Source organism: Pseudomonas sp. MYb118, assembly GCF_040947875.1.
GTDB lineage: Bacteria > Pseudomonadota > Gammaproteobacteria > Pseudomonadales > Pseudomonadaceae > Aquipseudomonas.
The window spans coordinates 3,259,149-3,273,538 of the sequence record NZ_JBFRXN010000002.1 but is presented as its reverse complement, the minus strand read 5'-3'; the positions used below and the strand labels follow the sequence as shown (position 1 = coordinate 3,273,538).

Annotated in this window: 15 protein-coding genes; 7 read left to right on the top strand and 8 right to left on the bottom strand. The window is 61.0% G+C overall.

Translation table 11 applies throughout. The features are described 5' to 3' along the window. Nucleotides 1-24: 24 nt before the first annotated feature. From ABVN20_RS20830 to ABVN20_RS20815, 4 genes are all read right to left on the bottom strand, one after another. Complete coding sequence (locus ABVN20_RS20830) at nt 25-1,200, bottom strand: L-rhamnonate dehydratase (RefSeq protein ID WP_368557572.1); 1,176 nt, start codon at nt 1,198-1,200, stop codon at nt 25-27. A 327-nt stretch (nt 1,201-1,527) separates the two neighbouring features. Then, the gene (locus ABVN20_RS20825; protein ID WP_368557571.1) at nt 1,528-2,532 is read right to left on the bottom strand and encodes a 4-hydroxythreonine-4-phosphate dehydrogenase PdxA; all 1,005 of its coding nucleotides are present in this window, start codon (nt 2,530-2,532) and stop codon (nt 1,528-1,530) included. After that, the gene (locus tag ABVN20_RS20820; RefSeq protein ID WP_368557570.1) at nt 2,529-3,485 is read right to left on the bottom strand and encodes an amidohydrolase; all 957 of its coding nucleotides are present in this window, start codon (nt 3,483-3,485) and stop codon (nt 2,529-2,531) included. The genes ABVN20_RS20825 and ABVN20_RS20820 overlap by 4 nt, the downstream gene beginning before the upstream one ends. Next, nucleotides 3,478-4,818, bottom strand: coding sequence for an MFS transporter (locus ABVN20_RS20815; protein WP_368557569.1), 1,341 nt, complete (start codon nt 4,816-4,818; stop codon nt 3,478-3,480). Before ABVN20_RS20815 ends, ABVN20_RS20820 begins: the two co-directional genes overlap by 8 nt. A gap of 379 nt (nt 4,819-5,197) precedes the next feature. Here ABVN20_RS20815 and ABVN20_RS20810 point away from each other — a divergent pair, with 379 nt between their 5' ends. From ABVN20_RS20810 to ABVN20_RS20785, 6 genes are all read left to right on the top strand, one after another. Then, a complete protein-coding gene (locus ABVN20_RS20810; protein ID WP_368557568.1) occupies nt 5,198-6,214 on the top strand; it encodes a Bug family tripartite tricarboxylate transporter substrate binding protein in 1,017 nt (338 codons plus the stop codon). 50 nt (nt 6,215-6,264) lie between these two features. Continuing rightward, nucleotides 6,265-6,798: a tripartite tricarboxylate transporter TctB family protein gene (locus ABVN20_RS20805; RefSeq protein WP_368557567.1), complete on the top strand. Its 534-nt coding sequence runs from the start codon at nt 6,265-6,267 to the stop codon at nt 6,796-6,798. Beyond that, complete coding sequence (locus ABVN20_RS20800) at nt 6,795-8,321, top strand: tripartite tricarboxylate transporter permease (protein WP_368557566.1); 1,527 nt, start codon at nt 6,795-6,797, stop codon at nt 8,319-8,321. The genes ABVN20_RS20805 and ABVN20_RS20800 overlap by 4 nt, the downstream gene beginning before the upstream one ends. 64 nt (nt 8,322-8,385) lie before the next feature. Then, nucleotides 8,386-9,327, top strand: coding sequence for a LysR family transcriptional regulator (locus ABVN20_RS20795; RefSeq protein ID WP_368557565.1), 942 nt, complete (start codon nt 8,386-8,388; stop codon nt 9,325-9,327). A 156-nt stretch (nt 9,328-9,483) separates the two neighbouring features. Next, nucleotides 9,484-10,023: a hypothetical protein gene (locus tag ABVN20_RS20790; RefSeq protein ID WP_368557564.1), complete on the top strand. Its 540-nt coding sequence runs from the start codon at nt 9,484-9,486 to the stop codon at nt 10,021-10,023. Between the two features lie 35 nt (nt 10,024-10,058). Further along, entirely contained in the window at nt 10,059-10,220 is a 162-nt protein-coding gene (locus tag ABVN20_RS20785) for a hypothetical protein (protein ID WP_368557563.1), read from the top strand. Nucleotides 10,221-10,275: 55 nt separating this feature from the next. On the opposite strand, the gene ABVN20_RS20780 is transcribed toward ABVN20_RS20785, so the two are convergent. Both ABVN20_RS20780 and cysK read right to left on the bottom strand, forming a co-directional pair. Continuing rightward, a complete protein-coding gene (locus tag ABVN20_RS20780; protein WP_368557562.1) occupies nt 10,276-11,214 on the bottom strand; it encodes an aspartyl/asparaginyl beta-hydroxylase domain-containing protein in 939 nt (312 codons plus the stop codon). A 208-nt stretch (nt 11,215-11,422) separates the two neighbouring features. After that, nucleotides 11,423-12,397: a cysteine synthase A gene (gene cysK / locus ABVN20_RS20775; protein ID WP_368557561.1), complete on the bottom strand. Its 975-nt coding sequence runs from the start codon at nt 12,395-12,397 to the stop codon at nt 11,423-11,425. 127 nt (nt 12,398-12,524) lie between these two features. On the opposite strand from cysK, the gene ABVN20_RS20770 reads away from it, so the two are divergent. After that, complete coding sequence (locus ABVN20_RS20770) at nt 12,525-13,601, top strand: DUF748 domain-containing protein (protein ID WP_368557560.1); 1,077 nt, start codon at nt 12,525-12,527, stop codon at nt 13,599-13,601. Here ABVN20_RS20770 and ABVN20_RS20765 read toward each other — a convergent pair. Together ABVN20_RS20765 and ABVN20_RS20760 are read right to left on the bottom strand one after the other, a co-directional pair. Then, nucleotides 13,598-14,101, bottom strand: a complete 504-nt coding sequence (locus tag ABVN20_RS20765; RefSeq protein WP_368557559.1) for a DUF2442 domain-containing protein — start codon at nt 14,099-14,101, stop codon at nt 13,598-13,600. The genes ABVN20_RS20770 and ABVN20_RS20765 overlap by 4 nt on opposite strands. Further along, nucleotides 14,089-14,319, bottom strand: coding sequence for a DUF4160 domain-containing protein (locus ABVN20_RS20760; RefSeq protein WP_368557558.1), 231 nt, complete (start codon nt 14,317-14,319; stop codon nt 14,089-14,091). Before ABVN20_RS20760 ends, ABVN20_RS20765 begins: the two co-directional genes overlap by 13 nt. Between the last annotated feature and the right edge of the window lie 71 nt (nt 14,320-14,390).

Here is a 14,390-nt window from a genome sequence, read left to right as displayed (position 1 = left end):
CCGCCCGAAAGCGGCGCGCGAAGGTCACTCGATGATGTTGAACTCGCTCAGGTACTCATCGGAGATTTCCAGGCCCAGGCCCGGCTTGTTGTCGTCGAGCTGGATGTAGCCATTGACCGGCTGCGGCTCGCCCTTGAACACGTAGTAGAAGAGTTCGTTGCCGACCTCGACGTCGAACACCGGGAAGAACTCGGCCATCGGCGAGGCAGTGGTGGACATGGTCAGGTGGTAGTTGTGCATCTGCCCGGCGTGCGGGATCACCGGCACCGACCAGGCTTCGGCCATGGCGTTGATCTTGCGCGCGGCGGTGATGCCGCCGACGCGGTTGGTGTCGTACTGGATCACGTCGACGGCGCGGCGTTCCAACAGGTCCTTAAAGCCGTAGGAAGTGAATTCGTGCTCGCCGCCGGAGATCGGCATGATGCCCATCTTCTTCAGCTCGATGTAACCCTCGATGTCATCGGCGATCACCGGCTCTTCCAGCCAGCGCGGTTCGAACTCGGCCAGTTTCGGCAGCATGCGGCGGGCGTATTCGAGGGTCCAGCCCATGTAGCATTCGAGCATGATGTCCACGTCGGGACCGGCCAGTTCACGCAGTGCGCGCACTTGCTCGATGTTGCGGCGCATGCCCGCCGGGCCGTCTTTCGGGCCATAGCCGAAGCGCATTTTCAGCGCGGTGAAGCCCTGGCTCAGATAGCCCTGGGCTTCTTCGAGGAACAGGTCGAGATTGTCGTTGGCGTAGAGCTTGGAGGCGTAGGTCCAGATCTTTTCCTTGGTACGCCCGCCCAGCAGCTTGAACACCGGCTTGTTGACCGCCTTGCCCATGATGTCCCAGATCGCGATGTCGATCGCCGAGATCGCGGCCATGCCGATGCCTTTGCGGCCCCAGGCGTGGCTCTGGCGATACATTTTCTGCCAGATGTATTCGTTGTCGAACGGGTCTTCGCCAATGGCGATCGGGGCCAGGTAAGTGTCGATGATTTCCTTGGCCACACGTGGCGCCAGGGCGCAGTTGCCGATGCCGACAAGACCGGTATCCGTTTCGACTTCCACCACCAGCCAGCCATGGAAACGGAACGAGCCCATGGCATCGCCACGTTCGAACAGGATGTCGCTGGCGTTGGTGCAGAAGTGCGCCTGAGGTGGAACGACTTTGCCTTTCCACTCGAATACGCGGGTACGGATCGCTTTGATTTTCATGAATTCAATTCCTTGCTGGCGCTTCTTGTAATTGTTGAGTCGCGTGCACGAAACCGCTGTTGTGACGGCTTCCAGGCATTCGATGGAGCGACTTTAGCCAGCGGCCGGGGAGCGCGGATAATCACTTATGCGCATCCGTCGATAACCTGGGGAAATAGGTTCGAGCGTTTATTGCGTGGATCGGGTTATCAGGTGGCAGGATAAAAACTGTGGGAGCGAGCCTGCTCGCGATAGCGCACTGCCAGTCACCACACAGGTGTCTGGACTGCCGTCATCGCGAGCAGGCTCGCTCCCACAGGGGATGTCACTGGAGATGAAGGACCGCGATCAGCGGCGGTTACTACCCATCCGACAAGCAATCTGGAAAGCCTGGCGAATCGCTCCGGGGTTGGCCTTGCCCTGCCCGGCGATGTCGAACGCGGTGCCGTGGGCCGGGGTGGTGATCGGGATCGGCAGGCCGCCCTGCACGGTCACGCCACGGGAGAAGCCCATCAGCTTGATCGCGATCTGCCCCTGGTCGTGGTACATGGTTACCACCGCGTCGAAGGCACTGGCGTCGCCCTGGACCTTGAGGAAGATCGTGTCGCCCGGATACGGCCCTTCGGCGGCAATGCCCGAGGCCTGCGCGGTGCGCACGGCCGGGCCGATGATGTCCAGTTCCTCACGGCCGAACGAGCCGTTGTCGCCGTTGTGCGGGTTGAGGCCGCAGACACCGATGCGCGGTTTTTCCAGGCCGCTGCGTTTGAGCGCGGTGTCGATCAGCTGGATCGCTTCCACCACCCGTTCCTGGCTCAGCATGCCCGGCACTTCAGCCAGGGCCACGTGCGAGGTCACCCGCGAAGTCCAGAGGTTGTCGAGCACGTTGAACTCGCAGAACGGCCCGTGGAAATCCAGCAGTTCGGCGAACCAGTGCAGTTCGTCGTTGTGCGCCATCCCGGCCATGTGCAACGAGGTCTTGTTCAGCGGCCCGAACAGTACCGCATCGGTGGTGCCGGCCTCGGTCAGGCGCAGGGCCTTTTCCAGGGTGTCGAGGCTGTAGCGACCGCCGATGACACTGGCTTCGCTGCGTGGGAATTCACCGACCGTATCGCCTCGGAAGTCATAGAACAGCGGCGTGTCGTCTGTGAACGACAGCTGCTCCAGCGACTCCACGCGACGGTAGGGAAATTCCGCGCCGGCCAGGCGCATGCCACGGCGCATTTCCGCCTCGTCGGCGATCAGGATCACGTTGGCCTGGCGGCGTACCTCGGCCTCGCCCAGCAGGCGTGCGATCAGTTCCGGGCCGATGCCGGCAGGGTCACCCAGGACCATGGCGATGGTTACTTTTGTCATGCTTCACTCCTCAGGGATTCAGGTCGCGTGCGCTCGCTGGCGCACGGCTCGCAGCGGTACACCCGTTGCGCATTGCTGTAGAACAATCGCTCCTGATCCGCCCACGGCAGGTCAGCAACGATGGATTTGAAACCGCTGTAAATGTCGTCGAACGAGCCACACAGGCTGTCCACCGGGAAGTTGCTGGCGAACATCACGCGATGGGTGCCGAACATGGCGATCACTTCGCGCACGATCCAGGCGTTGTCCTTGGCGCGCCACGCCCGGTCCTTGAGCCCAAGGCCGGAAATCTTCACCTGGACATTCGGCCACTCCGCCAGCCGCGCCATCGCGCGCCGCCAGCCGGCCAGGCCTTCGGCGCTGCGATCACTGGGCAGGCCGGTGTGGTTGAGAATCAGCGTGGTGCCGGGAAAGTCCCGCGCCAGGCGCTCGGCTTCATGCAGGTTCCACCAGGGCGTCTGCAGATCGAAATGCAATCCCAGCCCTTGCAGGGCCGCGTAACTTCGGCGCCAGCGCTCGTCGCTCATCAGGCTGCGCATGTGTCCGACCTCGGCGGGCGACGTCGGCCCGCCCGGCTTGTGGCGCACACTGCGCACGCACTTGAACGAAGCCTGCTCGGTGAGCACGGCGATGGCGTCCGGGTGATCGAGCCACGCTTGCGCCACCACCGCGTTCGGCACGCCGTAGCGCGCGGCCAGTTGCTCGATGAAACGGGTCTCGCCAATCGGGTCCTGCGGGTCCCACTCGGTCTCGATGTACACCGTTTGCACGACCTTGTGCGCACCTGCATCGGCGAAGTAATCGTCCGGAAAATAGCGGCGCTTGATCGCGTTGTAGTCGCCGTAGCGAAACGGAATGTTGGCCTCGGGCGCGAGCCAGGGATGAGGATTGACCGTCGGATCCCAGAAGTGGTGATGGGCGTCGATGATCAGGCCGTCGTACAACTTAACCATGGCGCACCTCGTCGAGACTGATGAACAGCGTCGCCAGTACGAAGACTGCCGAACATACCGCGAAGAATCCCAGCACCGGGGCAAACCCGCCGGTCATTTGCAAAATCACCCCCACAAGGATCGGCACCGTGATGCCGCCGACGCTGCCGGCCATGTTCATCACCCCGCCCACCAGGCCGACCCGTGCTGGAGCGGCGAGCAACGCCGGGAAGCTCCAGTACAGGCTGCCCCACATCAGGAAAAACGCGGTCATGGCCAACAGCGCCACAGCCGCAAAAGGATCACTCAGGGTCGGCAGCAACAGGAACGCACCGAGCGCCACCACACCGGAAAACGCCAGCAGGCTCTTGACCGCCACGCCCCGGCTGACACCCTTGCGGATCAACCCGTCGCAGAGGAAGCCACCGGTCAACGAGCCCAGCGCGCCGCAGATGAAAATCACGAAGGTCGCCGCACCAATGCCCTTGATGTCAAAACCCCGTGCCTGCGCCAGGTAGCTCGGGCCCCAGGTCAGCAGGCCGAAATACACCATTGCCCAACTGGCGCGACCGACCAGCAGACCACTCAATGAACGTGTCGCAATGCCCAGCCCCTTGACCGACATCTGTGCCGCTTCGGCAGCAGGTGTGGCGCGCCCGGCGCTGATTTTCTCCAGCTCCTGCGCATTGACCTGCGGGTGAGTCGCCGGATTGTCACGCAGAAAGCGCCACGCTACCCAACCCAGCACCAGGGTGGCGATACCGGCGATCAGGAAAGCCAGGCGCCAGGAGTCCAGGGTGGCAATCAAGTAAGCGATGATCAGACCGCCCAGCGCCACACCCAACGGGCTGCCGCTGTCCATGAGCACCGCGCCGCGACTGCGCTCGCTGGGCGCCAGCCACAGGGAAATCAATTTGCCGCCTGAAGGAAACAACGGCGCCTCGGCAGCGCCGAGCGCAACCCGGGCAAACAGCAAGGACAACCCGCCCGTGGCAAACGCCGCGAGAACCTGGAACGTACCCCACAGCCCGGTGGACCAACTGATCACCCGGTGCGGCCCGAAACGATCAATCATCCAGCCGCCAGGGATCTGCAATAACGCATAGGCCCAGAAAAAGCTGCTGAGGATCAGCCCCTGCATACTCGGCGACAGGGAGAATTCCTGGGCGATGGTCGGCATCGCAATCGACAGCGACACCCGGTCGATCAAATTGACCATGGTGAGCGCGAAAATGATCGCAAAGATCTTCCAGCGTACGTTACTGGCCTTGGTTGTGCCCGCCAGCGGCGTAGTCGCGGCGGCAGCGTGGGCATCGGCTTCTGGCAGATGCAGGGAAGCACTGGGACGAGCCATGGTGCGTACCTCGATTTATTATTTTTTTGTGGGGGCAACGTGCCGTTCCAGGACGGCTTGGTGAGCACTATCGAAGGCTCAGCGATAACCGTCTAATCAAACCTGGAAATAAGGCGATAGCCTCGGGTTATGGCAGACCCCGCTTTCAGCGACCTTTCAACGCCGTTGCTCCCCCACCAAAATACCCCGAAAACGCTCTGGAACGGGACATTCGATAACTGTCACAATTCATTTCCAAGCAAGCTATAACCTCAGGCTATCGGTATATGTATTGTTTTGACTAGACGCGAGCGCGGCGCCTTCCCACACTCGGGCCAGGCTTGCAGCTTTCGAGCACCGACAAGTCACTCATAACAACTACAAAAACGAGGCCCTTCCAATGCGAAATGCATTCGTCCGTCGCACCTCCCGTCTGTTCCTTGGTTGCACGCTGATAGCGGCCGGCGCCCTGCCCGCCCTGGCCAGTGCCGCCTGGCAACCGGACAAGAACGTCGAGATCGTGGTTGCCGGCGGCCCCGGTGGCGGCACCGATCAACTCGGCCGTCTGATTCAGTCGATCATCACCACGCACAAGCTGCTCGACGTCAACACCATCGTCCTCAACAAGGGCGGCGGCAACGGCGCCGAAGCGTTCCTCGACATGAAAATGAACAAGGGCGATGCGGAAAAGCTGGTGATCGGCACCAACAACATCTACCTGCTGCCGCTGGTGTCCAAGCTCGGTTACCAATGGCAGGAACTGACGCCCGTCGCCGCCGTGGCCGAGGATGACTTCATCCTGTGGAGCTACAAAGGCGCGCCGTGGAAGGATGCCAAGGGTTTCTACGAAGCGGCCAAGGCCGATCCTTCGAAGATGCGCATGGGCGGCAGCCAGTCCAAGGACGTGGACCAAACGCTGACTCTGCTGCTCAACCAGACCAACAACAGCAAGCTGGTGTACATCCCGTTCAAGAGCGGCAGTGAAGCCGCGACGCAACTGGCCGGCAAACACATCGCCGCCAACGTCAACAACCCCGCCGAAAGCATCAGCCAGTGGCGTGGCGACCAGGTCGAACCGCTCTGCGTGTTCAGCCAGGAACGCATGGCTTACACCGACAAGGTCGCCGGCGACAAATCCTGGGCCGACGTGCCGACCTGCCACGAGCAGGGCCTGGGCGTCGATCAGTACCGTTTCCCGCGCACTGTGTTCATGCCGGGCGACGTCACCGCCGAGCAGCGCGCGTTCTATGTCGAGCTGATGCGCAAAGTCACCGAGACGCCTGAGTTCAAGGCCTACGTGAAACAGAACGCGCTGGTGCCGACCTTCCTCGAAGGCGAGCCACTGACCGCCTACATCGAAAAAGACACCGCCCGCGTCACTCCGGTGTTCAAGGAAGCCGGCTGGCTGAAAAACTGAGTCTGTGACGGCCGCCCCCCTGCGCGGCCGTCGCCTCTGGAGGTGTTTGCATGTCCCATTCTTCGGATTCACCGGCACTGGTCGGCACCCGTTGGATCGAACTCGGCCTGGCCGCCTTCACCGCGCTGATTGGCGCGGTGGTGATGATTGGCAGTGTCGAACAAGGTATCGGCTGGGGTGATGCCGGCCCCGAGCCGGGTTACTTCCCCTTCTACATCGGCCTGATGCTGTGCGCGGCGAGCGTAGCCAACGGCGTGTTGACCCTGGTGCGCTGGCAGGCACTGAACATTGCCTTTGTCAGTCGCAACGCGTTCCGCCAGGTGCTGTCGGTGTTCATCCCGATTGCCCTGTTCGTCGCCGCCATGCCCTTCACCGGCATCTATGTGGCGTCGGCCTGTTTCATCGCCTGGTTCATGGCCCGTGACAAGGTCCGCGCCCAACCCTACGGCAAACTGATGATCGCCAGCGTATCCCTCGGCGCAGCGCTGGCCAGTTACCTGATTTTCGCGTTGTGGTTCAAGGTCCCGCTGGATGCAGGCCCCCTGGGCGACTTGATTGCCATGGCCTGGAGACACTTCAAATGAGCGAGTTCGATTCCCTGCTGCAAGGCATGAACCTGATCCTCACGCCGGGCCATATCGGCCTGATGGTGGTCGGCGTATTGCTGGGCATTCTGGTCGGCGTACTGCCCGGCCTCGGCGCCCCCAATGGCGTGGCGTTGCTGCTGCCGCTGACGTTCACCATGTCGCCGGTGTCGGCGATCATCCTGCTGTCGTGCATGTATTGGGGTGCGCTGTTTGGCGGCTCGATCACCTCGATCCTGTTCAACATACCCGGTGAACCTTCATCGGTGGCGACCACGTTCGACGGCTACCCGATGGCCCGTGAAGGTCGCGCCGCCGAAGCCTTGACCGCCGCCTTCAGTTCGGCGCTGATCGGCGCGCTGGCCGGGGTGCTGTTGCTGACCTTCCTGTCGACCAAGATCGCCGCGTTCGCCATGACGTTCAGCTCGCCCGAGTTCTTCGCTGTGTACCTGTTGGCGTTCTGTACCTTCATCGGCATGAGCAAGAACCCGCCACTGAAAACCGTGGTGGCGATGATGATCGGTTTCGCCATGGCAGCGGTCGGCATGGACACCGTCTCCGGCAACCTGCGCCTGACCTTCGACCAACCGATCCTGATGACCGGCATCAGCTTCGAAGTGGCGGTGATCGGCCTGTTCGGCATCGGCGAAATCCTCTGCACCGTCGAGGAAGGCCAGGTGTTCCGTGGCGAACGTGCGCGGATTACACCGATGGTCATCCTGCGCACCTGGGCAAAACTGCCACGCTACTGGTGGACGATTGTGCGCAGCACCCTGGTGGGTTGCTGGATGGGCATTACCCCTGGTGGCCCGACCGCCGCTTCGTTCATGAGCTATAGCATGGCGCGGCGCTTCTCGAAGAATCGCGAAAACTTCGGCAAAGGCGAAGTCGAAGGCGTGATCGCCCCGGAAACCGCCGACCACGCCGCCGGCACCAGCGCGCTTCTGCCGATGCTGACCCTGGGCATTCCGGGTTCGGCCACGGCGGCGGTGATGCTCGGCGGCTTGATGATCTGGGGCCTGCACCCTGGCCCGACGCTGTTCGTCGAGCAGCACGATTTCGTCTGGGGCCTGATTGCGAGCATGTACCTGGGCAACGTGGTGAGCCTCATCGTGGTGCTGGCCACCGTGCCGCTGTTCGCCTCGATCCTGCGCATCCCGTTTTCGGTGATCGCCCCGATCATCATCATGGTCTGCGCCATCGGTGCCTACACGGTGCACAATTCGTTCTTCGATGTGGTGCTGATGCTGGGCTTTGGCGCGCTCGGGTACCTGTTCAAAAAACTGGGCTACCCGATTGCACCCTTGATTCTGGCCGCTGTGCTGGGCGACAAAGCCGAAGATGCGTTCCGCCAGTCGATGCTGTTCTCCGACGGTCACGTTGGTATCTTCTGGTCCAACCCGCTGGTGGGCAGCCTGACCACCGCCGCCCTGCTGATGCTGTTCTGGCCGCTGATTTCCAAGGCACTGGCCAGCGTGCTCGGTCTGCGTAAATCCCCTGTCGCCAAGACCAAATCGGTGTAGTGACGCTGGCAATGCCTGACATTTATTGTCAGGCTTGCCGCAGTCTTTCCTGCGAGCGCCGCCCATGACAAGAATTCCTGAAGCCAATGTGATACACAGTCGACTGCGCCTGCGCCAATTGCGGCTGATGCTGGCGTTGCAGGAATTCGGTTCATTGCGCCGCGCCGCCGATCACATCGGCATGACCCAACCGGCAGCCACCAAGATGCTGCACGAGGCCGAGGACCTGCTCGGCGTCGAACTCTTCGAGCGCCTGCCCCGTGGCATGCGCTCGACCCCGTTCGGGGAAACCGTGATCTATTACGCGCGCATGGTCTTCGCTGAACTGAGCGGCATGCGTGAAGAACTGGTCGCGCTGGAATCCGGCAACCTCGGCCGCGTTGCGGTCGGCGCCATTCCAGCGCTGGCCTCGGGGTTGTTGACCCGCACCATCGCCACCCTGAAACACAGCCATCCACGCCTGTCGATGAGCATCCAGGTCGACACCAGCGACGTGTTGGTCCAGGCACTTTTGCAGGACCAGCTCGACATCGTCCTGGGGCGCATTCCGGCCGGGGCCCGGGCCGAAGAACTGCTGTTCGACAGCCTCGCCGAAGAGGCGCTGTGCGTGATCGCCAGTGCGCAAAACCCGCTGGCGAACGAGAAACACCTGAGCTGGGCCGAACTGCAGAACATGACCTGGGTGCTGCAACAGCAACCCAGCCCGATGCGCGCGATCATCAACCAGGTGTTCCACAACGCACGGGTCGACATCCCCAGCAGCATCGTCGAAACCACCTCGATCATGACCTTGCTGTCGCTCATCCAGCAGACCGACATGCTCGGCGTCACCCCGGTTTCGGTGGTCGAGGACTACCCCGGCCGCGACCTGCTGGCGGTGCTGCCGATCAAGTTCGAGGCGCGTCTGCCGCCTTATGGCTTGATCACCCGGCGCCATCGCATTCAATCGTCTGCCATGCAGGCGTTCATGAATTCAGTGCGGGCCGAGCATGCCCTGAGCAAATGAAAAAAGGCCTGGCGCCATGCACCAAGCCGACGATCCAGCGCCTGACAACAATTGCAATGACTTGGACAAAGGGCCAGTAAAGACGTAAAGCACACAGTTACCTAGGCTTGGGATTCACAGCAGCGTCCAGCGAGGACAGGGAATGCACGGGATCACATGCCAAGGGAACGGGCTTATCTTCGGTATCAATTGTACAAATCACAGGCGAGAAAACAGGCTGTTTCGAGCGTTGTACAACTTCTGCGCGTCGAAACTGACTCCGCAGCTGTGGACTTGTCGAATGTGCGCTTTGAGCCGATTGATATGCAAGCGTTGACTGCTTTTGACCAGTGGGAGGATCCGCATTTCTCATGGCATGAGGTCATCGAGTGGAAGGCACGGGAGCCACTGGCCCTGGACCTTGCCATCTGGTTCAACTCCGAGCTGTGTGGGCTGTGTTTCGCGAACCCGAATAACAGCCGGCAACGAATCCGTATCGTGCGATTGGAAGGAAATCCGGGGAGCGCACATCCCTTGAAGGGGCGTATCGCAACGCTCACGATGATCGTGGTTGAGCAATATGCACAGGTCATAGGCGCCGGTTTGCTCGAAATCCAGGAACCACGGGCGGGAGCAGTTTCGATCTATCGGCAACTTGGCTTTGAATTCGATCGCGAAGGCCGACTTGTCAAAACTTTGGAGAACCTTGTATTTTGAAGACTGTTCAATTGATGACCAGCGGTGGAGGGAATATGCGCAGAACAATCAAAAAATCTTCCACAAGGAAAAACGCTCATGTTGCGCAAAGCAAAGCAGTGGCGGGAGAACTGACGGCGAGCCAACGCCGCCTTCTTCAATTACTCGTCACGGGCATCGAAGGCGAAGAACCCAACCTGCTCGCCGGCCGCCCCTGAAAACGGGCAAAAAAAACCGCTCCCAGTGAGCGGTTTTTTCATAATGCGGATGCAATCACCCGAACAGCCAGTACCCCAGCAGCGTCAGTACCACCACCGCCAGCACCGGCCGCAGTACGCGATAGGCCTTGGGGTTGCGGCGTTTCCACTGTTTGACCACCGAGCTGGTCTTGTCGCTGAAACGCTTGCTCCAAGCGTAGGCCTGGTTGATCCCGCCGACGCGCTCATCGTCGAGGTTCTGCGGTGCGGTGGCGCGCCCCAGGAATGCGCTGACCCGGCGATTGATGCTGGTCATCAGGCGATTGCTCAATGGGCGCTCGATGTCGCAGAACAGGATCACCCGGGTCTGCTCGGTTTCGTTCTTCACCCAATGCACGTAGGTCTCGTCGAACATCACGTCATCGCCATCGCGCCAGGCGTACACCTGGCCATCGACGAAGATGCGGCAATCGTCGGAGTTGGGCGTCGACAGCCCGAGGTGATAACGCAGGGAGCCGGCGAACGGGTCGCGGTGCGGGTTCAAGTGGCTGCCGCCCGGCAGCAACGCGAACATGGCGCCCTTGACGTTGGGGATGCTGCTGACCAGGGCCACGGTTTTCGGGCACAGGGTTTCGGCCGATGGCAGGGGTTTGTCGTACCACTTGAGGTAAAAACGTTTCCAGCCTTTCTTGAAGAACGAGCCGAAACCGGCGTCGTTGTTCTTCTCAGCGGCGCGGATGTAGCCCTCGTCGAACAGGTGCATCGCCTCCTCGCGGATGACCTGCCAGTTGTCCTTGAGCACATCCAGTTCAGGGAATTTGCTGCGATCCAGATAAGGCCGGGAAGGCACGGCGGAAAACAGGTACATCAGGGCGTTGTAGGGCGCAAACAGCGCCGAGTGGTTGACGAATTGGCGCAAGACCGGCAAACGCGCCTTGCCGCGCAAATGCACATACAGTGTGCTGCCCAAAAACAGCAGCAACAGCGAAGCCTTCACGGCAAAGGAAAAGGTCATCCACAACTCCTTGAAAATAAACAACTTTGCACAACGCCATGTACCCGGCGCGGCAGCCAGCCATGATAAGCACTACAGGCCTTGGGAAAAACCCGCCCGACTCAACATTCAGTGTTGAGGATTGTGTAATAAAACCTTTATTAACATAAGCCTCCTGAACGGGGGCTGACCTCGGCCAGCCCCTCTGTCAGACGAGTGACACGCGCGCTTAAGCCTGGTTCTCCTGATCGGTGAACAGGTCACTGAACAGCATGCTCGACAGGTAGCGCTCACCGGAGTCCGGGAAAATCACCACGATGGTCTTGCCCTGCATCTCCGGGGTTTCGGCCAGACGCGCAGCCACGGCCATCGCCGCACCGCAGGAAATACCGCACAGAATCCCTTCTTCCTGCATCAGGCGCAGGGCCATGGCCTTGGACTCTTCGTCGCTGACCAGCTCGACGCGGTCGACCATCGACAGATCGAGGTTCTTCGGCACAAAACCGGCACCGATGCCCTGGATCTTGTGCGGGCTTGGCTTGATTTCATCGCCTGCCAGCGCCTGGGTGATCACCGGCGACACCACCGGCTCGACCGCCACCGACACAATTGGTTTGCCCTGAGTATTCTTGATATACCGAGAAACCCCGGTGATGGTTCCGCCGGTGCCCACGCCCGCCACCAGCACATCGACCGCGCCGTCGGTGTCGTTCCAGATTTCCGGACCTGTGGTTTTCTCATGGATGGCCGGGTTGGCCGGGTTGTCGAATTGCGCCGGCATGAAGTGACGGGACGGGTCGCCAGCGACGATCTCGGTGGCCTTCTCAATCGCGCCCTTCATGCCTTTGGCCGGCTCGGTCAACACCAGCTCGGCGCCCAGCGCCTTGAGCACCTTGCGGCGCTCGATGCTCATGGACGAAGGCATGGTCAGAATCAGCTTGTAGCCGCGCGCGGCCGCGACGAACGCCAGGCCAATGCCGGTATTGCCCGAAGTGGGCTCGACAATGGTCATGCCTGGCTTGAGTTTGCCGCTGCTCTCAGCGTCCCAGATCATGTTCGCGCCGATCCGGCACTTGACCGAATAACCCGGGTTGCGCCCCTCGATCTTGGCCAGGATGGTCACGCCACGTGGCGCGATGCGGTTGATCTGCACCAGCGGGGTATTACCGATGGAATGGGCGTTGTCAGCAAAAATACGACTCATGACCGGGTCCTTGATACAGCATTGATTTAGCCCATCACGGTATGCCTGTTGCCGGTGCTCGTCCAGTCAGGTCGAACGTCCGCTAGCCATTACAGTCAATGCATTACATCGCCAGAGATTTGCCATCATGAAACGTCGTTACAGCTGGCCCTTATGGATCCTCGTTGGCCTCGTTGTCTGTCTGGTCGCTTTGCACATCGCCCTGCCCTATATGGTCCGCGATTACCTGAATGGCAAACTCGCCGACATGGGCGATTACCGCGGCCAGATCACCGACGTGGATCTCGCCTGGTGGCGCGGTGCTTACAAGATCAACGGCCTGGAAATCATCAAGGTCGATGGCAAGGTCCCGGTCCCCTTCGTCGAGGCGCCGTTGATCGACCTGGCCGTCAGTTGGCACTCGCTGCTGTACGACCACGCCGTCGTGGCCAAGGTGCAGTTCTTCAACCCGCAGGTGAATTTCGTCGACGGCGGCGCCAACAAGCAGAACTCGCAAACCGGTGAAGGCACGGACTGGCGTGCTCAATTGGGCAAGCTGTTACCCATCACCCTCGACGAAGTGCGCATTTACGACGGCAAGATCAGCTTTCGCAACTTCAACTCGAAGCCGCCCGTCAACATGAACGCCACCGACGTCAACGCGAGCATCTACAACCTGACCAACGTGGTCGACAAGGAGGGCAAGCGCGATGCGCGCTTCGATGGCAAAGCGTTGCTGCTGGGACACGCGCCCCTGGAAACCAGCGCAACCTTCGACCCGCTGAGCAATTTCGAAGACTTCCAGTTCCGCCTGCGGGCCAGGGACATCGAACTCAAGCGCGTGAACGATTTCGCCTCGGCCTACGGCAAGTTCGACTTCAACGCCGGCCACGGTGACGTGGTGATCGAGGCACAGGCGAAAAAGGCGCAATTGAGCGGGTACATCAAACCCCTGTTGAAGGATGTCGATGTGTTCAACTGGCAACAGGACGTGGAGAACAAGGACAAGGGCGTGTTCCGCTCGATCTGGGAAGCCATCGTCGGAGCTTCCGAAACCGTACTGAAAAACCAGGGCAAGAATCAGTTTGCCACGCGGGTGGAGTTGAGCGGCAACGTGCACCGCCAGGACATCAGCGCGTTCCAGGCGTTTTTGCAGATTTTACGCAACGGTTTCATCCAGGCTTTTAACGCCCGCTATGAACGACCCAAACCGCAAGCCGGTTAAGCCTTGGGGAAAACGCTGTAGCGCCCGATTTCCTCGGCCGCCTGCGCTGCGTTGGCCTGCTGCTGCAAGAAATCCCAACCGAGGCAGGCCAGCGCCAGAGAGCGGGGTACCGCCTCGCGACCACTGCTGTAACGGGTGATACTGCGAGTGCTGACCCCCAGCGCCTGCGCCGCCTGATTGAGCGGCAGGCCGGTGCGGGCACGCCAGTCGATGAAGATCCGGGTGTTTTCGTCCGTGGCATTCTGCGCCAGCGCATCTAGATACAGCGTGTCTGCGCCGATCTGGATGTCCTGTTCGGGCCATTCCACACTCCAGCCATCATCACCAAGGGCCGCCCCTTCGAACGCCCCGGGCGCCAACAACGGCTGCAACCCTGGATAGGCTCGCAGATCACGGCTCAGGTCGAGGGTCAGTTGCTGGCCGTCGATAAACGTCAGCGCCAGGCGGTTGTCGGGCAGCGCCTGCACCGCCGATAGCCGTGGCCGTTTCATGGGTAACATCGTTTCCACTCCTGCAGCAGTTGCACCTGATGGGCGCGGACCCAATCCAGGGCTTCCTTGATGATCAACGGCGGTGCCCGGCCCATGGTCACTTCGACGGTTTCCAGGCTGAGCACGACATCCAGCCCGCCCCCGACCAGATGGACATGGGGTGGCGGATGGTCACGTTCACGCAGTTGAATGCGGTACGTATCGCGAAATCGGTATTTAGTAGACATGAATCGCAAGCTATCGCCAAAATGGCGATAGCTCAATACTGGCAAGCCGCCGAGACTGAGTCAAGATGTGA

Coding starts and splice junctions, on each gene's coding strand:
- ABVN20_RS20830 (WP_368557572.1), bottom strand. CDS start 1,200: ATGAAAATCAAAGCGATCCGTACCCGCGTATTCGAGTGGAAAGGCAAA.
- ABVN20_RS20825 (WP_368557571.1), bottom strand. CDS start 2,532: ATGACAAAAGTAACCATCGCCATGGTCCTGGGTGACCCTGCCGGCATC.
- ABVN20_RS20820 (WP_368557570.1), bottom strand. CDS start 3,485: ATGGTTAAGTTGTACGACGGCCTGATCATCGACGCCCATCACCACTTC.
- ABVN20_RS20815 (WP_368557569.1), bottom strand. CDS start 4,818: ATGGCTCGTCCCAGTGCTTCCCTGCATCTGCCAGAAGCCGATGCCCAC.
- ABVN20_RS20810 (WP_368557568.1), top strand. CDS start 5,198: ATGCGAAATGCATTCGTCCGTCGCACCTCCCGTCTGTTCCTTGGTTGC.
- ABVN20_RS20805 (WP_368557567.1), top strand. CDS start 6,265: ATGTCCCATTCTTCGGATTCACCGGCACTGGTCGGCACCCGTTGGATC.
- ABVN20_RS20800 (WP_368557566.1), top strand. CDS start 6,795: ATGAGCGAGTTCGATTCCCTGCTGCAAGGCATGAACCTGATCCTCACG.
- ABVN20_RS20795 (WP_368557565.1), top strand. CDS start 8,386: ATGACAAGAATTCCTGAAGCCAATGTGATACACAGTCGACTGCGCCTG.
- ABVN20_RS20790 (WP_368557564.1), top strand. CDS start 9,484: ATGCCAAGGGAACGGGCTTATCTTCGGTATCAATTGTACAAATCACAG.
- ABVN20_RS20785 (WP_368557563.1), top strand. CDS start 10,059: ATGCGCAGAACAATCAAAAAATCTTCCACAAGGAAAAACGCTCATGTT.
- ABVN20_RS20780 (WP_368557562.1), bottom strand. CDS start 11,214: ATGACCTTTTCCTTTGCCGTGAAGGCTTCGCTGTTGCTGCTGTTTTTG.
- cysK (WP_368557561.1), bottom strand. CDS start 12,397: ATGAGTCGTATTTTTGCTGACAACGCCCATTCCATCGGTAATACCCCG.
- ABVN20_RS20770 (WP_368557560.1), top strand. CDS start 12,525: ATGAAACGTCGTTACAGCTGGCCCTTATGGATCCTCGTTGGCCTCGTT.
- ABVN20_RS20765 (WP_368557559.1), bottom strand. CDS start 14,101: ATGTTACCCATGAAACGGCCACGGCTATCGGCGGTGCAGGCGCTGCCC.
- ABVN20_RS20760 (WP_368557558.1), bottom strand. CDS start 14,319: ATGTCTACTAAATACCGATTTCGCGATACGTACCGCATTCAACTGCGT.